The following is an 18,462-nucleotide window of genomic DNA, read 5'->3' as shown; positions in this document are numbered from 1 at the left end:
CGACTAGGTTGGGATGCGAGGAAGGACATCGCACCCCAACGTGCTTCGTCAGTTGCTTCCCGATTTCCGCCTGGTTTCGATGAAGACCTTCTGCTTACCGAAGAAGGTCCGCAGATAGCGGGTCATCTTCGCGCGCGCTTCGGCTGGCGGAAGCGCGGACCAGTCGGCGATCCGGAACGGAAGATCGCTGTCGAGGCAATTCGGATGAAGAAGGTCGAGGTAGCGTCGGCCGCCGTCTGTGATGTCGGTCTTCTTGCCGTTGCGCTCCAAGAAGCCGCCTTCAATCAGCTGTTGGAGGATAGCCGCCCGCGACGCGCACGAACCAAGTCCGTAGTATTTCCGGTGTCTGTATTTGCCAGTTCCCTTCCAGCTGCTCATCCGATCAATCCGTTGGCCGTCGTTGAGCGGTCCAGTCTGGCGAGCGTCATATAGTGTCTGAAGGCCATACTTGGATGGTACGGGTCCGCGCAGTCCTGCGTCTTCCATGACGGAACGACCCAACAGGGCGAACGAATTCACTAGAAAGTTGTAGTCGAAGAAGCGGAGGTTATCACCCATCTCGATGAGTGGAATCGCGAACTGGTCAGGCCGCCGCGCTGCTGATAGAGACTGTCGCATTGCGTTGTCCGATAGGTCCGGCACCCAAGGGAAAAGCGTCCGCTCCCACGGAATGGTCTCGAAATGGTCACCGAGGAACTTCGCCGCCAGATGGACGCTTTGTGCGGACGGGTCCATGAGGAGAAGAATTAGGTCGGCTGTATGAAGAGCTTGCAGGCCCTCTTCGGTCGAGATTACACGTCGGGCGGAAATGTCCTTGATGCCTTTGACAGGGCGCGCTGCGTCGATCGATATCGCTCGATATGCGGTGTCGCCGACAAAAGGAAAATCCTGCCACTTCAAGCCGCGCGGAAATTGAAAACGGCGATGGCCAACATACCAGCCGAGCATCGGGTGGAAGACAGCGACTTCTGAGAAATCAACGTCGGGATAGAATTCTGCTAGAACTCGGCTGAAACGAGCCGTAACTGAGGGTTTCTCGGCGATGATTGCCAAGCGCATATGTCCGGTCTCCTGATTAGGACGGTTGGGGTCGAATGCTTGGCTTGGCCAAGTGCTACAAATAGTGGACTTCGATTTCGAAGGATCGTCAACCAGACGTCGATATCAAATTGGACTAGGGCGGCCGCCTGGCATCGAAGTCTTTTTTTGGATTCAGCCTTGAATTCGGCTACCAGTTTCTGTTAGTGTCGCTGCCATGAGAAACTTTTGGGCCATAGCGATCCGAATTACTTACCTGGGCCACCGTTCGATCTAATCGCGGTGGTATCCAGGTTTTGCGCGTTTGCGCGATTTCTCACCAATTCCCTCACTGCATAGAAAACGCAGGATATCGCTATGTCTTCCGAAACGAAGTCGCACGACTACTCGTCGACGCTCGCCCTCCCCGTAAACAAGCTGCCGATGAAGGCAGCATCCGCCGAAAAGGAACCGGAACTGCTCGCCCGATGGGAGCAGATGGACCTTTACGGCCGCCTTCGCGCCGCATCCGCCGGCAAGCCGAACTTCACGCTGCACGACGGCCCTCCCTACGCCAACGGCCACCTACACATGGGTCACGCCCTCAACAAGGTGCTGAAGGACGTCCTCGTCCGGTCGCACCAGATGACAGGGTTCGACGCCGCCTATGTTCCCGGCTGGGACTGCCATGGCCTGCCGATCGAGTGGAAGGTCGAGGAGGCCCTCAGAGCTGAAGGAAAGTCCAAGGATGACGTCCCGGTCGTCGAGTTCCGCGCGCTGTGCCGCGACTTCGCCGAGCGCTGGCGCAGTGTCCAGTCGTCCGAGTTCGAGCGCCTCGGTGTCTCGGCCGACTTCCGCAACCCTTACACGACGATGGCGTTCCATGCAGAAGCGACGATCGCTGGCGAGCTCATGAAGCTCGTTGAAAGCGGTCAGGTCTATCGCGGTTCCAAGCCCGTCATGTGGTCGGTCGTCGAGCGCACGGCGCTGGCGGAGGCGGAGGTCGAGCACCTCGACTACACGAGCGATGCCGTGTGGGTGAAATTCCCCGTGGCGTCCGGTGCCGACGATCTCCTGTCCGCCTTCGTGGTGGTCTGGACGACCACGCCTTGGACCCTGCCCGCGAACCGCGCTGTCGCTTTCTCGCCCAAGGGCGGCTACGGTCTCTTCGAGGTGACGGCGGTCGAACGCGACTACGGCCCTGGTGTCGGAGAGCGGTTCCTGCTGTCGCTGGAGCTTGCCGACAAGGTCGCCGCGAGCGCGAAGCTTGCGCTATCGCTCGTCCGCGATGTCTCGTCCGACGAGCTGCAGGAGATGGAATGCCGACATCCGCTTGCGGCGCTCGGTTACACATTCCGGGTATCCATGCTGGTCGGCGATCACGTCACTCATGACAGCGGCACCGGCTTCGTTCATACGGCCCCTGGACATGGCCGCGAGGACTTCGACGTCTGGATGAGGAATGCGCCGCTCCTCGCTGCCAAAGGCGTGTCGACCGTCGTTCCCTTTACCGTGGATGACGCCGGCTGCCTGACGGATGCGGCTCCTGGCTTCGGGCCATCGTCCGAAGGCGGTGCGGCGCGTGTCCTCGACGACAACGGCGAGAAGGGAGACGCCAACGAGCGCGTGGTCGCCGCCCTGATGCAGGCGGATGCCTTGGTCGCGCGTGCGCGACACAAGCACTCCTACCCGCACTCCTGGCGGTCGAAGAAGCCTGTGGTCTACAGGAACACCCCGCAGTGGTTTGTCTACATGGACAAGGAACTCGGCGACGGCACGACGTTGCGCTCGCGTGGCCTGGCGGCCGTCGGGGAAACCGAGTTCGTTCCGGCCAGCGGGCGCAACAGGCTCAAGGGGATGCTGGAGGACCGCCCCGACTGGGTTCTGTCACGGCAGCGCCGTTGGGGTGTCCCGGTCACGGTCTTCCACGATGCCCAAGGCGAAGTCCTCGTCGACCCCGTCGCCAACGGCAAGGTTGTCGACGCCTTCCGGCACGAAGGGGCCGACGCCTGGTTCTCGGAAGGTGCCAAGGACCGCTTCCTGTCGCACCGCGACGACGCCGATCGCTGGACGATGGTCGACGACATCCTCGACGTCTGGTTCGACAGCGGCTGCACGCACGCCTTCGTTCTCGACGCTCCGCGCAATGGCGGCCCTGTGGCCGACGTCTACCTCGAAGGCTCGGACCAGCACCGCGGTTGGTTCCAGTCGTCGCTACTGGAGAGCTGCGCCACGCGCGGGCATGCGCCGTTCAAGAAGGTCGTGACCCATGGATTCGTCATGGGCGAGGACGGCATGAAGATGGCGAAGTCGTCGGGCAAGGCCTTGTCGCCGCAGTCGGTGGTCGACCAGTACGGCGCGGATGTCCTGAGGCTTTGGGTGGCCATGTCCGATTACAAGGATGACCTCCGGGTCGGTCCGGCAATCCTCAAGTCGGCGTCGGAATCGTATCGCAAGATGCGCAACACGTTCCGCTGGATGGTCGGCATGCTGGATCACTGGGACGGACGTGATGTCGATCTTGCCGCGCTGCCCGAACTCGAGCGGCTCATGCTTCACCGCTTGACCGAACTCGACGTCGAGGTGCGCGAAGGCTACGCTTCAATGGATTTCAAGCGGGTCGTGCGCTCGCTCTCGGAATTCATGAACGTGGAGCTGTCGTCGTTCTACTTCGTGGTCCGCAAGGACGCGCTGTACTGCGATGCCCCGTCAAGCCTTCGTCGGCAGGCGAGCTTCGCTGTGCTGTCCAAGCTGTTCGACTGCCTCGCGAAGTGGCTGGCTCCCGTTCTCCCGTTCCTGGCGGAGGAAGTGTGGATGGCGGCTTATCCGACTTCGGAGTCCGTCCATCTCGAGCAGTTCGAGGAGGTTCCGGGAGCTTGGGTCGATGCCGATCTGGACCGGAAGTGGGACACCGTCATGACGTGCCGATCGCTGGTGAACGTGGCGCTGGAGAGGGCGCGAAAGACCGGGGACGTCGGATCGTCGCTCGACGCGCGGCCGATGGTACATGTCGAGGATGCGGCCCTGCTGAATACGCTCCGCAGTGTCAACCTCGCGGAGGTCTGCGTCACCTCTGGTCTGGAGCTGCTTGAAGGTCGCGGGCCGGATGAAGGCGTAACCGATCAGGCTCTCCCGGGTGTCTCGGTCGTCGCACGCCGGGCGAAGGGATCGAAGTGCGCCCGGTCATGGGTCGTGTCGGTAGATGTCGGCAGCGATCCGGACTATCCTGATCTTTCCGCGCGAGACGCCGCCGCGCTGAGGGAGATGGCTTGAATAAATGGCTGGCCAGCAAACGCAGGCCAGCCATTTATTCGTTCGGGACGGCTTCCGCCTCGGCCATCCGACGATCCCATTCAGCCACAACCGCCGGCATGCCGTTCTTGCGTTCGCGACGCAGCTTGTCCATGGACCATTTGCTTGGGTCGCAAGACCAGTCATCGTGCTTAGGTTTCATCTCCATCTCCCTTTAAGCGATCCGGGCCTTGATGCCGACTTTGTCGAGATGCGAGAGAAGTCGGCCGTAAACCGCCGACTTCCTTTCCTGTACGTCGCGCTCGACGCAGGCGGTGATGAGGGCATCGGTGATCTCGAGGCCATTGCCCTCGGCGAACAGACCGTTGCGTGGCGCTTCCGTCAGCCCGTGAACGTCCGCGAGCTTGTCCTGGTAGCAGCGGCCGCTCTCGATCCACCAACAGCCTTTGCAAGGTAGGTTGCTCATGCCTTTCCATCCTTTCGCTTCGCGTCTCGGACTCTCGGCCACCATGTGCAGCCCCGCCAGTTAGGCCCGCGCGAGGTGATCATCGTGTCACGATCCACCACGATCTCGACGGGGCCGAGGTAGTAGGAACTCTCCGACAGGCTGATCCAGTCACCACGGTCTCTGTATCCAAATCGCCAGACAAGCGGATGGAGGCGAATGGCCTTCAGTCTTCCCTCTGGCGAACGATATGTACTTTGTGCCATCGTTGACCTCAAGGCGCGCGGCGGGCCGCGTCCACGGGAACGGCGACATCGTATTCGGGTAGGTTCTTCTGGACCGTCTCGTAGTTGGCGAGGAAGCCGCAAAGCTGCTGCTGATTGTAGAGGTTGTAGCTCGTGTAGAGCGCGAACAGACGGTCGAGAAGATCGGCGACGTTCACTTCGTCAGGAGACTTGCGCCAGAGCCTATACTGCTCGCGGATGTCGAGAAGTTCGTCGGCGACGGGACGAGGCCAGAAGAAGATGTCGCGCTGGTTGTCGAGGACACCTTGGGCAACCGTGCGCGCGCAGGCTTCGATTCTGGTGTCGAAATCGAGAACCTCCGGCATCAGGATGTCGAGATCGGTGATGCGGTTCCAAACCCGGCCGGGACGTTGCGCGGCGATGTCGAGCAAGCGAGCCTCGTGCATGAGCGGCGCGATAATATGGGTGTCGATACCCTTCACCGCACCCATGCTGTCGTATTTATAAGCGTCCGTCCGGATCGTCACGACATGGGAGTCGTAGCGGATTTCCAGCATCATGCGCGGCTGCGCGCATTTTCTGTACGGCTGGCCGTCAACCATCAGGAGGCCATCGGCGACCTCTCGTTTGGCTGCCACGTTGACCGCGCGCGTATCCCCGAGGCTGTAGCTGATCTTGGAGGCGGCCGGCATCGCGGCGGCCTTGTCTTTTGGAGCGAGGTAGAGGGTGAAGGCCTCCTTGGGATCGGCGGGCTTGTCTTTGTAGGGCCACCCCTGCCAGATCGGCTGGAAGAACCGCCCATCAAAGGTGCGGACAAGGAAATCGTCGGGATAGTTCGTATTTTCCGTGCTTTTCCAAGATGCGACGACAGGAGCGTCGGTACCGGAGACCTCAGGGACATCCACGCTGTCGGCTTCGTAAAGGACGCGGGACGTCGGGCGCTTGCCGTCGTTGAGTACGAAGTTGGCCTGATAGGCAACGTTATACGGAATATGCATTGCAGCTCCTCATCCTCGGGGCGTAGTCAACGACGGTATGTTTTGCCGATCAATAAACCGGCGCAGGCCACTTGAATGGTTCATTGGGTTCGGCAGGCTTCGCCTCCCACTTTACGCAGACCTGATCATCGACATATCCCGTGAGGGGACCTTTGATGTGATGCTTGGGTCCGGCCGCATAGATTGGGACAAGGTGACGCTCCGTGGCCACGCAAACCTTCTCGGGGCGCGTCGACTGCCAATAGAAAACCGCGACGCCAACCGCCAGTCCCGCGACGGCAACCACCAACCATTCGGACGATGACGTCGACTGAGAAGCCGTATCGCGGGGTCTGGCATTCGAAACGGAACTCATGGCTGATCTCAAACCGCGGGCGGGATCGAGCAAACGGTGCTCGAAGATGACGCCCTGATTATCTGGAGTCTTCAATATTGTCAACACTTGATGTCTTGATTTAACGACGGATTTGGGGATCGAAGGCCGAAAGATTAAGCCGGGATTAGACATGAAATCCAATGATTCGAGAAGCTTCGTTTAGAAGGCTTGCATGGCTTTGGAAGGCGTGAAGATCAAAGATGGAATCCAATCGCCCTTGGAGCATTGCCGTGCATCTTCCGTATCCATTCCTGGTCTACCTTGTCATCTGGATCGCCGTTTCCGCTGCCGTCTTTGTCGGCGCGGCAATGGATCGGCGGATAAGGTCCGAGATGAGGGCCTATCTCGGCTTTCTCTGCATGCCGTGGAAGATCGCGGTTCTCGTCCCTGCGGCACTGTTTGTCACCTTTGCCGGGCAGTTCGCCTTCGACGACACGTGGGACGTCGTGACGGGCGGTGGCATGTCGCTCCTAACCTACATGACGGCACCGTGGGCCGTCGGAATGTCCTACCTCGTCGCCACAGGGCGACGGCCATTGCGCCATGCGTTCATTGCGCTCGTCGCCTGCTTGTTCTCCGCCTCGTGGTTCTATGACGGCTGGCTCCTGCTGCGGGACGGCCACTACACGCCCATGTGGCTTCCGAACCTGCTGTTGTCGCCGTTTCTCTATGTCGCGGGAGGCGCGCTATGGAATCTCGAAGCGGACGCCGAGGGGAAGCCAATCTTCGGATTCTTCAGGAAGGACTGGCCAGCGCCACCTAAGCCGCCACAGGTCGGTCGGCGGCTGGCCATGGTGTGCCTGCCGCCGATCATGGTCGTCGCTACGGTGTTGCTGTTTTGCGTGAAGTGGCGGTTCTGACTACGGACGGAAAACGAACTCGGTGCGCTCTCGGTCCGTTACCAGAACGCATTCGAGCGGCCGACCGAGGCCCTTGCGGACATGGATGGCCGCGGACCCGCGCAGACCAGGCAAGGAGAGCGGGCGCTGGGAGGAGACAAAGGCCGGAGAGTTCGCCGCCTTCGCCGTTTCGAGGAACTGACCGCTGTCGCCGTCCCGAAGATATCCGTCCGCACCGTCGAGAACGGTGGCGAAGACATTGCCTTCTGGCTTCGTCTCGACGATTGCCCGGCCGATAGTCCGCATAAGCGAGCGGACAAACGTGGCCGATGCATCGTCCATGTCATCGGGGTGCGGCAGAAGCGCGACGATGATTTTGCCCTCCCGCACGGCTTCGGCGATGTCGAAGTTGAGGGCCAGGGCCGACTTCTGCATATCGGCGTGCGTACCTGCCGCCTGGCGCAAGGCCTCCTGATAGAAGCGATGAGCCTCGTTGGCTACACGATCAGGCTTGTAGTCGCGGTTCTCCGAGAGATCGATGCCCTGAAGGTAGAGGTAGTCGATCAGGGGTTCACAGACGGATGCGGGCAACGGACCGTCCCGGTGCAAGTCGCACAAGGCTTCCAAGCTCAGATGTTCAGGAAGCGATCTGGCGCTCACCCGATACCGATGCTCCTGCGGCAGTTCGGACAGGGCGGCGAGAGCCAAGGTCAGAAACTTGGCGCTCCGAATGCGGTGATCATAGAGCGGGTCGCCCTTGCCGAAATCGCCGAGCATGCTTTCGAACAGGAGGGCGGCCAGATCGTCCCTTCCGAGCAGTTCGTAGATGTCCAGGTTCCACCCTTTCCTCTCGCGATGGAGAGGATTGAGATTGATGATCCTGACGTCGTGTTCTCGACCGGCGGCCGTCGCAGCGGAGCGGACTTCCGTGATGCACTCTTTCTGCGCGCCCGTGAACGCGAAGAACATCCCGTTGCCGTTCCTGATCAACGAAGAGGCGGTCGCCAAAACGAAATCCTGTGTGGCGTGGCGATCGGCGCTGGAGACGATCTCGACGTGGTTCATGCAGTCGGACAGCGGAAGTCGAACAGCGGCGGCACCGGGTTCATCGTCGACAACGCCGATCTGGATATCGCCGACGACCGGAGACTTGACCAGCTGCGCCTTCACGGTCGCCCAGTTTTTGAAACCCCAAGCGGTGCCGAGCAACTCGTACGTATGCGCCAGAACGATCTTGTAGCCGAGTTCGTCGGCTTTGTCCTTGAGGGCGTACGCGCGTTTGCGTGCCGCTTCGAGATCGCGGACGGGAATTCCAAGGGTGTGGTCAGACATTTCTTTCCTCTCGTGGCATCGCGGTGAAGTGAAGGTCTCCCGTTGCTTCGTCACCATCGCCACAAGGGTGAATGTTTGACGGAGGTCTGCAGTCCAAATGCCGTTTTACCGTATCCTTTCGGACGGGAGTGGAAGGCCCGGCGGCCCTAAGCGGTAATTAATGACATCGACCGATACATGTCAACACCTTACATTCGGGGTCTTCTATTTTATGGAAACATTTTGCGCCGTCGCGCGGATAGGCTTATTTTGGATCGAATGCAATCGGATGGGTCTGAGACGGGACCCGCGAAAGGATATATGATGGCTATCCCGGCAGAAGAAGTCTTCGCGGCGACGATGACACCCGAGATGATCGCGGCGAGCGACCGCCGGGCCGCGGAGCTAGGCCAGGAATGGAAAGCAGCCCGGGCGGAACTGCCGGCAGAGGTCCGGGATCGATTGGACGTCGTGAGGCAGAAGCGCATCGGCTCCGCTCGATAGGAGAGATCGTTCCTTCCGCTGTAGTCGCTGGCATCCTGGCATGCCATAACTTCTCCGTCAGACGGAGAAGACCGATGCGCGTGCGAATTCCATTTTTCTACAAGGCCTCAGGAGTGCTGGCATCCGGCAGCTTTCCAGACCTGCCTGTACCCGCTTCGTTTCTCGAAAGTTTCGAACACGAGATTCCGGAGGCGACGACCGAAGACTTTCCGTTCGCCTTCTTCTATATCGATGGTCCGCCGACACGCGGCCTTCCGCATGTCGTGAGGATCGGAAGCGGCGGAAGCTTCTACAGGAGCGCTCCATGGCACGCGGGCCGCGGCGACATCAAGAAATCCCTGAGCGTTTCGTGCCTCGCCCCGGCGGCCAGGAACCCGAAAGCGGCGTACGAGGCTTATTTTTCCGAGCGTGGACCGCTCGGTCACCCGTCATCCGTCACCAGCATTTTGGAGTGGTACAATCGCGGAAGGGATGCGGAAAACAGGCCTGCATCCGAGAGGTTCTCATCCATCACCGAGACTGACCGTCCCCTGAGACTTTTGGAAGCTCAGGAATTCGCGGAAAGAATGGTCGTGATCGACGGCGAACTCGTCTTTCGTTGCGACGAGCCGAAGATCGTCGTGTCGCTAGACAGCAACATGGCTCCTGCTTTCATTCTCGGTTGGTCGGGATCGACGCGCTTCGGCACGGTGATCAGCGAAGCGTTCGGCGTCAAGGTCGGGTCGCCGGCGCAGACCCGCTTCTTCAGGGCGGACGACATCGACGGCGCGCTGGCGTTCGTGGCAAACAGAGGCATCGACAATGAAATGCAGTACGCGAGGGAATTCATCTGCCGCCTGCCGCAGCTGATGACCTTCGATCCCGCCAAAGATTTCATCGAGCGGTCGGCGGCTGCCGCTTTGGCCGGGGCAACCGACGGCGTCGGCGCGATGGACACGGACGCTGTGCAGTCTTGGCTCGCGCTTCGCGACGGCATCAGGTCGATCGAACCCGCCGAAGTCATGGGCCATGTTCGCGCCCTTGTTCCCCACATTCAGGACGTTTCCCAGCGCGTCGCGATGAAGGAAGTATTGGAGGAGTGGGACGAGATACAGGGGCGCGTCTCGACGTCGGCGGCCAAGCCGTCACCTTGAACCGGACCTACTGGAGGCCTGCCCGGTCTTGGAGGAGTTTCGCTGCCTGCTCTTCGGTCGCAATGTCGTCCCGATCACAAGCGTCTTCGGCGCACTCGCAGACCCAGTAGGACTGCCACGAATTCTCGTTTTCGTGGCCAGGGTTGTCACGATACCGTTCGTTGATGAAGCCGCCGTGGGCATGTGACCATTTCCAGCCGAGTGCTTCCGCTGCCTGCTTGTAAACGGTGGCCATAGGTTCATCTCCATCAATCGTTTCAACGTGTACGGAGACAACAGGAACGGCAGGTTTTCGTCAACGGAAATATCGGAAAATGTCGAGATAAGGCATTGAAATTGCATTGTATGTTTGTGTTTGGGTGTATGTATGTTTCCTACGAAACAAACAAAGCGGTCGAGACAAACAAACAACACATACAGCGCACCGTGGCAGCTTGCGGGGGCGTGAGATACTGTTGGCGGAATACTCCGGAGTACCTGTCGATGCGCGTCCAATTTCCATTTTTTTACTCTGCCGATGTCGTGATGGGTAGGACGGACCGCGTGAGGACGGAAACGTTCCTTGAGACATTCGAAATCGACGTTCCCGAACTGAAGGACGTCGACATGCCGGTCGCGCTCACCTTCCAAAGTCACTACGGACACCCGTCGGTCTTCAGGCACCACAACGGTACTTTTTTGTCCGAGGGAATTAATCCGGGGGGTGTCCTCGCAAAGGAATTCGTCCCCCATGAAGGAAACCCGGCCGCAAAGGGCATAGCCACTGAACTTATGGCGTCGGTCGATGAGCGGACGCAGGCGATCGAACAGGAACTTCAGAAGTTCTTCCGAACGCCGAATTTTGAGGCTGATCGCAAACCGAGCGCCTTTCACGTCAAGGATTGGTACTCGGGGACACGCGGGCGCGCCCTGGCGAAGGCCCAGCGGTTCGCCGAAGGCTTGGTGGTTTTTGACGGAAGGCTATGGTTCCCGATCGAGGAGCCGAAGCTGGGCGTTTCACGCGACGTCCAGCCGTTCCTTTCGGTGATCACCAACAGGGTGGATCACGCGTCGAGGGTCAACGCGCTTTGGGGCCACCCGGCCCGGACACCGGTCTTCAATATCAACGCTCTCGCCGATGCGGACGCCTATTGCGAGGCCCATGTCGGGGACGTCATGCAAAACTTCAATCGAGCATCGCTCGATATCCGCATTCCGGAAGCCTTCGTCTTCGACCGCGCGCGCCATGCCATCGAGCGGGCCGCCATGGATGTGCTGGAGGTCGTTGCGTCGACAATCCGTGACCAACAGGACGAAATCGTCGGCCGATGGTTGGAGGCCAGGCGCGTGTTCGAACGGGGCGACCGATCGGACGCAGGCTGGGAAGAGGAGGTCGTGCGCTCGGTCGAGGGTCTACTGCCTTACATTCGATCAATCGAAAAGCGCCGGGAGATCGCGGGCATCCTGGAAGTGTGGTCGGAAAGCACCATCTCGCTCGATCTGGCGGACCGACGCAAGCTCACACCCTGACAGTCAGAGTAAAAACCCGAAGGCGGGCCTGTTCGCGATGGCTTTGGCGACGATCGCTTTGGCGTCACTTCTTAGCGTCCTCACCGCTGCCCGCTCGAGCATGTTGCGCGGCTGGTAGGTCGAAAAGACCTCGGTCTCCTCCGTGACATCGAAGAACAGGTCCGTGGCGCAGCCGCCAAGCCCCCGCATACCGAGGCTGTAGTCAGTCACCTCGCCGATGAACACGATGGGCTTCCTTCCCCAATTCAGGGCGGCCAGTGTCGTCGCCTCGACCGTCGTCGGCCAGCACATCAGGAGGATGTCGCGCCCGTCGCCATAGCGGTCAACTGCCTCAACTGCATCCATCTCGACGACGTCGTGGTGCATGCCGAGATTATGGCAATCATGGCCCGAAAACAGCGACGTGGAGACGATATCGACGCCGCGGCTCGCAAGGCCGGCGGCAAGCAGGCCGTTTCCCGCAAATGTCTCAAGGACCCGACGTCCATCGACCCACGTCTTCAATTCGTCGCAGAAGCGATCGTCGAAGTTGCCGAATTGCCCAGGACCTCGCATTCCAGTCTCCCTTTTCGCAGGCATCCATAGGCCATTTTGTGGAATTGGCAAGCTTTGCTGTGCCCTCGGTTTGCTATTCGCATCCCGAGGGGCCAAGGTCATACGGTCACAGGAGCTTCAAATGCGTCTAACCGTTCCTTATTGTGAGATTGGCCGTCGAGACGACGGCGATTTTCGTTTGATCTGCGAAACGGAAATCGAGATTCCCGATGTTTCTGGGATGGATGCACCTGTGGTGGCACAATACGATGACCTGATAGCGATCCGCCAGATGACACGCCCGATAAGGCTTCGCCAGGGGCGTTTTTTCTTTCCGGCCATAGGCCCGAACGGGACGGTTCCACTCGATGCCGCCGCGATCCAGCGCAATCCGGCCGGTTCGCCCCCGTCTGATCTTCTTCTGTATCTCGAATTGAATGGCGGCTATGGTGAGGTAATGGGTGGCGCGCTGAAGGAAGATTTGGCGCTGTGGTACGCAGGCAGCCCGCCGAAGTGGTTTTTGGACGCGCGAGGCTTCGGGCCGTTCACACCCGTGAACGAGAGACGCCGTCAGGACCTGCTGGCGGCATCGCGCGGCCTGCTGCTCATCGACGGCCAGCTTCACTACGAGGCAAACGAACCTTTCATTGCCGTCACATCGACGGGACAGACCCTCGTCAGATGCGACTTCGACATGCGGGTTCACGCCAGGCGTTTCGGGGGAGATATCGCCCGCTTTAGTATCGCCGATGCCGAAAGGGCGGAAGAGTTCGCGGACCGGGAGTTTCAACACAGAGCTCCGATCGACAAGCAGTACGATGAAGTGACTGTATTCGACGGCCACGCTTTCGTGTTCGACGCCGCGGCGGACATCGCCATCACTGTCGGACTGCAACTCATCGAACTTTCGCAACACCGCATCCATCAGATGACGGCTGGACAGGTGCAGTGCTGGCTCGATCTCAGGGACGAAACCGAGGCGATGAGGACGCGGGGTCGCGACCCGGAAAAGCTGATTGACCTCATCAGGGAATTTCTCGACCTTGGCATGCCGAACGCCGATAAACTGGAGGCGAGGACGGTAGGTTGGCTCGACTGGGTCACAAAGGAAACGGGGCGTCAACTCCCATCGGCAGGCCCACTCGGCGGCCCCTGATCTGCTTGTCGCCCGCGGCCGCGAATGGCAATGTCCTCCCAACATCGGAGACCATCATGAAAATCCAGCTTCCCTTCATCTATGCCGCAGAAGCCGTCGTCGGCAAGAAGCGCAACCCGCAGACGCTGAACTACCTCGGGACGGTCGAGGCCGACATCCGGGAGATCAGCGCCGACATGGCTCCCGTTGCGGTTTCATGGGCATCGACGAATGGCGCGAACCGTCTGCACGAAGTCAGGACTTTCGATGGTGGCTTCTACGTGCCGGCCGCGAAATTGCAGCGGGATGCTAAAAAATTCCCGGCATCCATGCTCTCCAACATCTCCCGCATGGACGAAGACGCGGCCCGTGGCATCGCGGTTATGCATGGCTATCCGCTCACCGATCAGGCCTGGCATGATATCGCGAACTTCACAGGTCCGACTCCAAAGGGTGCTCCGCAAGTCAACGACATCAAGTCGCTCGTCAGTTCCGAGGAAGATGCCGAACGGGCCAAGGCCGAAGAAACGGCCGCCGGCCTAGTCTCCATCGACGGCATCCTCTTCAGACGTGTCGAGGAGCCGGTCATTGCGGTATCGAACCATCTTCTGCGCGGGTCGCCGAACGTTAGCGTCTCCGTCCATACGGGCGCGCGTCGTTTTGGAAAGCCGATCGATCTCGACGAAGGCATCCTCGTCTCCGATCCGCTGAACACGAAATTCTTCCCGCTGACCGAGATGGCTCGCGCACTCGATGTCGCCCGCGATTTCGGTCTCCCGCTCGATATCAGGATCGATGGAGAGCCGGAAATCCATATCCCGGTCGTCTTCACCTTCGACGCCGAATTCGATGCCGCGCTGCGCACCGTCGAGTACGCCTTCGAAGGCCTTAAAGCTGGAATCGCGCGCTTCGACCGAGCGACGATCGAGGATTGGGTCGTCATTCGCGAGCGCTGGTGGACATTCCTTAAAAACGGCGACCGCTCGATCATCGAGGACCTCGCGGACGACGCCTTGCCGCTGCTGGCCGAGCGTGTCGGCACGATCGATCCCAAGGTTTCGAACGCCATCGAGGCGGGCCTCGGTGACTGGGGCGAAGGAACGATCAGCGTCTCCTTCGGGGAAAGTCTCAAGCGATGATCCTCGAACGTCCTTACGTCATGCCCTATGCATATCTGGTGGATGCCGTTGTCCGCCGGAAGCGTTCTACCATCGGTCAGAAGTTCGCAAGGACAGGCCATGTCGAGGGCATGGTGAAGGAGGTCTCGCTGGTCGACGCACCTGTTGTCCTGTCGTGGAGCGTGAATGCTGGCCCAGATGCATTGCGGCACGAGGTCCGTTTCTTCGACGGAAAGTTCTACCTGCCTGCGATGTCGGCCCACGACTCGTTTCCCGCCAACTACCGGAGCGAAGTGTTCGAAAAAGGTGACCTCCCGAACCGGGCGGGAATGAAGACGTCGATGTCAGTCAAGCTTCACACCCTCAGCCAGGCCCGCCTCGGGACACCCCTCGCCATCGAGGAGGCCCGGGCGCTTGGCACGGTTCTCAAGGAAGGGTTCTTTATTCCCGCGGTCCTCGAAAGCCAAGTCGAGAGCATCGTCGCTTCAACCGAGGAAGATCGTCGTTCGGCGGCGACCAAGCTCCTGCAGGACTGCCTCGTCGTGAAGCGCGACCTCTGGATCAGAATAGAGGAGCCGCGTTTCATGCTCAGGCGCGAGGACCCGATCCCCGGCGGCGAAGGCGAGACGTTCAATCCATTCGCCGAAGTCTATTTCGGGCCGTCCGACGTCAGCGACTGCATCTTCCCGCTCGCCAGGCGGCACGTCGGATCACCTTGGCTCACGACGTTCTTTTCGCCGACAGAGCTACAGGCGTTCGCAGAAGAAGCGGCATCAAGGAATGTCGTTTACGCCTTCAGGAACGTCGTCGTCCACGATCCATCCGTGTTCACGTCCGACTGGGACCTGAACGCGCGCGTTCGACTGGTGGATTTCGCGGTCAGTTCCATGGCTCCAGAGATGGGGACCCAGTCACGCTCCGTGTTCGCCGCGTTCCTGGAGGCGCGCGACGCGGGCATACGCTTCCGCGAAACCGGAGACAGGTCTCTCATCGACGAGGCGCTGACCACTCACGTGCCGCTGCTCGCGGAAGAGTTCGAGGGCAAAAAGGACGAAGTGATATCGGAAATCATCGAAAGTCTGTCGCAACTCGGGTCGGAGAAAGCGCCGTCCACATCGGCGAGCCAGGGGCTGTCGCTGTGAAAATAAGCATCCCTTTTGGCTACTACCGCGGGGAGGCGTCGCCAAAGACCACCCGGCCGGCCGTCGTCGAGTTCATCGATGCCGACGCATCGGTGATCTCCGGCGTCGATGCTCCCGTGGTCGCGGAGTGGAAAAACTGGAAGGGTCAGCAAGGCGACGGGAAAACGATACCCTGCAGGCACTCCCAAGGGAGTTTCCTTGTTCCCCTGGGATGTGGACCGCGTAGCGCCGTGTCGGTCGACGACCTTCCGACACCTTCCAAAAAGAAGTCCGCAAAAGCTCTCGTCCTTATGGCGCTGATGCCAATGAACACGGGGGAACCCATACACAAGGCATGCATGGAGGCTCTTGCCACCGGCGAGGATAGATGGGCTGGATTGGACGTTTCCGAGGCTGGGTACGACCGCGCTGGCCGCATCAACCGTGCGTCGCGGGTAGCCACGTCTTTGGTGGTGGTCGATGGGATTGTATGCCGAAAGGTTCCGGAGCCAAAGCTTAAGCTCCATGTGTTCGGGAAATTTGCGAAGCTTGGCGTCTACTTCGGTGGCATCCACTGGAACGAGAACGGGAGAAACAATTTTCCCGGCGAGTACATACTCCCGCTGACGGCGACCGACACGGTGCGTCGCCTGGTCGAGCTTCATGGCATCGAAATGCTGGACGAAGAAGCCGTGGAACGGGTCGACCACCCGGAACTGTTTACGTTCCGAGCTTCCGATTCGTTGACGGAAGTCTTGGCCCGCCGGATTGTGGGAGAACTAAAAGAATATGTCGGGACGCTGGATCGCGAACAAGTAACCAGCTGGGTAGAACTAAGGGAAATGTCCGAGCCCCTGGGCAAATTGGACAATAGCTTCGGACACGACGTTCGCGGCGATTTTCGCCACGAGCATATGCTCGACATCGTTGAACAACTATCGACTTCGGTGCGTGACAACATATCGAGACGCGATATCGGAATTGTTGCGGGTTGGGCGCGGCAATTCGAAAAAGAGATGACGGCTGGCGCGGGACCTCAGCCGAAGCCTATGGGAGGACCGGGAAGATGAGATTTGAGCTGCCATTCGCCTACAACGTGGAGGCAACCACATCGAGATGGAAAACCCAGAAGACAGTGGCCAAGATCGGTTTCGTCGGTTGGGTTATCCCGGAAGTTTCGTCGGCTCAGGCTCCGCTCGCGATGGAATGGGAACACGTCGTAGTCGACGGCTACGCCCATGACCGCGGCGAGGTGTATCGTCGCGAAGTTCGCTTCATGGATGGCAAATTCTACACCCCGTTCGGGACCATGGGACGATCCGCCGACTACACGCGCGCGTTTCCGGTGGAAGAGCTGCCGACACAAGAAAACAACCGGCACACTGCGCTGCGGCATTTTCAGGATTTTGACCGGTACGAATCTGACGATCCAAGGGCGAAGGCTATTGAGGAATGGTACTTCGGCGGAGATACGACCTCCAAGCTGGACGGGCAAAATGATGTAACGATTGTAAGGTCGGAGGAGCAGGACGAACGCGCCTACGCGGAAGAGGTGGCTGCCCGTTTCCTGATCATCGACGGCGCGGTCTATATCGCTGTCGCCGAGCCGCGGCTGGTGGCCAGGGCGTGGCGTTTGCCGTTTCCGGGCGTATCGATCGAGATCGAGCTGGCTCCGCATGAGAGGCTCGATGGAGCGCCGAGCGAAATCCTCCGCGCACGGCCAGACGAACACGACAAGATCGAGGACTTCGTAGTCGCGAGCGGGGCCCCGTTACAGCGGGTCGAGGCAAGGAATCCAATCGTTCACCTGCCGCAGGCGTTCGAGTTCAACAGCGTCCACGAGCTTGCGACGCGCACGGCGTATTACGCGCGCACGGCGACGAGGCCATACCTCGATACCATAGGACGGGATGCCGCCAACGCCTGGTACGACCTCCACGAAGCGATCACGATTTTCGAGTCCGACCACAACGTGGGCATGCTGGAAGAAGCCATGTCGCAGGTCATACCGGTCCTCCTGGAGCGCGTGCAAGCGGCCGGTCTCGATTGGACGTCCAAGCTCGAGGCATCCGTGGACCTGTGGGCTTCGTCGGAAATCACGTTGGATATCGGGACTACGATCGGAAATCTCGGAATGAAGCGGTGAGCGCTTGCTCCGCTAGAAATAAAGTCGGATAAGGAACTGGCGTCTGATCGCCTTCACGGTCGAAGAAGTGGACGCGCCTGCGCCATTATGCTGCGTCGAGAGACACCGTCCGGACGTCTTCGGAAATGCGCATGAGGAAGGCGGCCGTGGCTGCCTTGTTTTCGTCGTCGGACCATAGCGAAGACCTGATCTTCATCCTCGAATGCTCGACGCTGCGAAGCGTGCGAAGGTCTTCGGGCTGCACGCTGTCGAGACCTGCTTCAGGGACGCCGATGAAAAACGCGCTGCCCTCTTTCGGTAACGGATGATAGCGCTTGTGCCTGAAGACGTCATCGTGCGCGTATCCGAGGGTCGGGACGTCGGTGATCCATGCCGCGATGCTGACCTCGAAGCGGTCATCTTTGGTCGCGCCGTACCCTTCGACGAGTTCGTTCCATTCCTCCAGCGCGCTGTCGATGCAGCTGCCGAGCATGCCGAAGTCGCAAAAGCTGCTGCGGTCGTCGACAAACACGCCATTGATGTAGATTTCGACGATGGCGTTGGTCTCGCGACCCCACGTCACTTCGATGATATCGGTGATCTCGCGGCGCGATAGCGAGCTTCCAGGGATGCCGTGGATGAGACGGGTTACCTCTACCAGTTCAGGTGGGAAGGTCTTTGGAAGCTGGATGGTTTCGTCCCGCAATTCGTGGTCTCCGATCTGTCGAATACCACGATTGTTCTCCGGATCGGGGTCCGCGGGAAGGCGGAAACGGCGACCCAATCATGTAGACGGAATC

20 protein-coding genes are annotated in these 18,462 nt (G+C 59.9%); 10 read left to right on the top strand and 10 right to left on the bottom strand.

What is annotated here, in order from left to right:
• Window positions 1-48: 48 nt before the first annotated feature.
• A complete protein-coding gene (locus tag FHT76_RS00565) occupies window positions 49-1,059 on the bottom strand; it encodes a hypothetical protein (protein WP_259183570.1) in 1,011 nt (336 codons plus the stop codon).
• A 336-nt stretch (window positions 1,060-1,395) separates the two neighbouring features.
• Between FHT76_RS00565 and ileS the strand changes: the two genes are divergently transcribed.
• On the top strand, window positions 1,396-4,290 hold the full coding sequence (gene ileS / locus FHT76_RS00560) for an isoleucine--tRNA ligase (protein ID WP_259183568.1): 2,895 nt from the start codon (window positions 1,396-1,398) through the stop codon (window positions 4,288-4,290).
• A 34-nt stretch (window positions 4,291-4,324) separates the two neighbouring features.
• On the opposite strand, the gene FHT76_RS00555 is transcribed toward ileS, so the two are convergent.
• Genes FHT76_RS00555 through FHT76_RS00535 form a run of 5 tightly spaced genes read right to left on the bottom strand, consistent with a single transcriptional unit; the run spans window position 4,325 to window position 6,312 of the window.
• Window positions 4,325-4,471, bottom strand: coding sequence for a hypothetical protein (locus tag FHT76_RS00555; RefSeq protein WP_259183566.1), 147 nt, complete (start codon window positions 4,469-4,471; stop codon window positions 4,325-4,327).
• 12 nt (window positions 4,472-4,483) lie between these two features.
• Complete coding sequence (locus FHT76_RS00550) at window positions 4,484-4,735, bottom strand: hypothetical protein (RefSeq protein ID WP_259183564.1); 252 nt, start codon at window positions 4,733-4,735, stop codon at window positions 4,484-4,486.
• The gene (locus tag FHT76_RS00545; protein WP_259183562.1) at window positions 4,732-4,980 is read right to left on the bottom strand and encodes a hypothetical protein; all 249 of its coding nucleotides are present in this window, start codon (window positions 4,978-4,980) and stop codon (window positions 4,732-4,734) included. The genes FHT76_RS00550 and FHT76_RS00545 overlap by 4 nt, the downstream gene beginning before the upstream one ends.
• Before the next feature lie 8 nt (window positions 4,981-4,988).
• Window positions 4,989-5,957, bottom strand: coding sequence for a hypothetical protein (locus FHT76_RS00540; RefSeq protein WP_259183561.1), 969 nt, complete (start codon window positions 5,955-5,957; stop codon window positions 4,989-4,991).
• 49 nt (window positions 5,958-6,006) lie between these two features.
• Window positions 6,007-6,312, bottom strand: coding sequence for a hypothetical protein (locus tag FHT76_RS00535; protein WP_259183560.1), 306 nt, complete (start codon window positions 6,310-6,312; stop codon window positions 6,007-6,009).
• Window positions 6,313-6,533: 221 nt separating this feature from the next.
• Here FHT76_RS00535 and FHT76_RS00530 point away from each other — a divergent pair, with 221 nt between their 5' ends.
• Entirely contained in the window at window positions 6,534-7,193 is a 660-nt protein-coding gene (locus tag FHT76_RS00530) for a hypothetical protein (protein ID WP_259183559.1), read from the top strand.
• On the opposite strand, the gene FHT76_RS00525 is transcribed toward FHT76_RS00530, so the two are convergent.
• Complete coding sequence (locus FHT76_RS00525) at window positions 7,194-8,504, bottom strand: hypothetical protein (RefSeq protein WP_259183558.1); 1,311 nt, start codon at window positions 8,502-8,504, stop codon at window positions 7,194-7,196.
• 303 nt (window positions 8,505-8,807) lie between these two features.
• Between FHT76_RS00525 and FHT76_RS00520 the strand changes: the two genes are divergently transcribed.
• Together FHT76_RS00520 and FHT76_RS00515 are read left to right on the top strand one after the other, a co-directional pair.
• On the top strand, window positions 8,808-8,987 hold the full coding sequence (locus FHT76_RS00520) for a hypothetical protein (protein ID WP_259183556.1): 180 nt from the start codon (window positions 8,808-8,810) through the stop codon (window positions 8,985-8,987).
• Between the two features lie 74 nt (window positions 8,988-9,061).
• Window positions 9,062-10,120 (top strand): hypothetical protein, encoded by a 1,059-nt coding sequence (locus FHT76_RS00515; protein ID WP_259183552.1) that lies wholly within the window; start codon window positions 9,062-9,064, stop codon window positions 10,118-10,120.
• 7 nt (window positions 10,121-10,127) lie between these two features.
• On the opposite strand, the gene FHT76_RS00510 is transcribed toward FHT76_RS00515, so the two are convergent.
• The gene (locus FHT76_RS00510; protein WP_259183551.1) at window positions 10,128-10,355 is read right to left on the bottom strand and encodes a hypothetical protein; all 228 of its coding nucleotides are present in this window, start codon (window positions 10,353-10,355) and stop codon (window positions 10,128-10,130) included.
• 308 nt (window positions 10,356-10,663) lie between these two features.
• Here FHT76_RS00510 and FHT76_RS00505 point away from each other — a divergent pair, with 308 nt between their 5' ends.
• Entirely contained in the window at window positions 10,664-11,629 is a 966-nt protein-coding gene (locus FHT76_RS00505) for a hypothetical protein (protein ID WP_259183549.1), read from the top strand.
• A 3-nt stretch (window positions 11,630-11,632) separates the two neighbouring features.
• Here the strand turns inward: FHT76_RS00505 and FHT76_RS00500 are convergent, their stop codons facing one another.
• Window positions 11,633-12,184, bottom strand: coding sequence for a hypothetical protein (locus FHT76_RS00500; protein ID WP_259183548.1), 552 nt, complete (start codon window positions 12,182-12,184; stop codon window positions 11,633-11,635).
• Window positions 12,185-12,305: 121 nt separating this feature from the next.
• On the opposite strand from FHT76_RS00500, the gene FHT76_RS00495 reads away from it, so the two are divergent.
• The 5 genes from FHT76_RS00495 to FHT76_RS00475 all read left to right on the top strand — a co-directional run bounded on the left by FHT76_RS00495 (window position 12,306) and on the right by FHT76_RS00475 (window position 17,683).
• The gene (locus tag FHT76_RS00495; RefSeq protein ID WP_259183546.1) at window positions 12,306-13,319 is read left to right on the top strand and encodes a hypothetical protein; all 1,014 of its coding nucleotides are present in this window, start codon (window positions 12,306-12,308) and stop codon (window positions 13,317-13,319) included.
• A 56-nt stretch (window positions 13,320-13,375) separates the two neighbouring features.
• Window positions 13,376-14,437, top strand: a complete 1,062-nt coding sequence (locus tag FHT76_RS00490; protein ID WP_259183545.1) for a hypothetical protein — start codon at window positions 13,376-13,378, stop codon at window positions 14,435-14,437.
• Window positions 14,434-15,558 (top strand): hypothetical protein, encoded by a 1,125-nt coding sequence (locus tag FHT76_RS00485; RefSeq protein WP_259183543.1) that lies wholly within the window; start codon window positions 14,434-14,436, stop codon window positions 15,556-15,558. The genes FHT76_RS00490 and FHT76_RS00485 overlap by 4 nt, the downstream gene beginning before the upstream one ends.
• 377 nt (window positions 15,559-15,935) lie before the next feature.
• Window positions 15,936-16,607 (top strand): hypothetical protein, encoded by a 672-nt coding sequence (locus FHT76_RS00480; protein WP_259183542.1) that lies wholly within the window; start codon window positions 15,936-15,938, stop codon window positions 16,605-16,607.
• Window positions 16,604-17,683 carry a hypothetical protein gene (locus FHT76_RS00475; protein WP_259183541.1) on the top strand — a complete coding sequence of 360 codons (1,080 nt, stop codon included), beginning with the start codon at window positions 16,604-16,606 and terminating at the stop codon, window positions 17,681-17,683. The genes FHT76_RS00480 and FHT76_RS00475 overlap by 4 nt, the downstream gene beginning before the upstream one ends.
• A gap of 85 nt (window positions 17,684-17,768) precedes the next feature.
• Here FHT76_RS00475 and FHT76_RS00470 read toward each other — a convergent pair whose 3' ends face one another.
• Window positions 17,769-18,368: a hypothetical protein gene (locus tag FHT76_RS00470; RefSeq protein ID WP_259183539.1), complete on the bottom strand. Its 600-nt coding sequence runs from the start codon at window positions 18,366-18,368 to the stop codon at window positions 17,769-17,771.
• Window positions 18,369-18,462: the final 94 nt, after the last annotated feature.

Source organism: Rhizobium sp. BK176 (genome assembly GCF_024808055.1).
The sequence above is the reverse complement of the archived record's forward strand: the minus strand, read 5'-3'. Positions and strand labels throughout refer to the sequence as shown.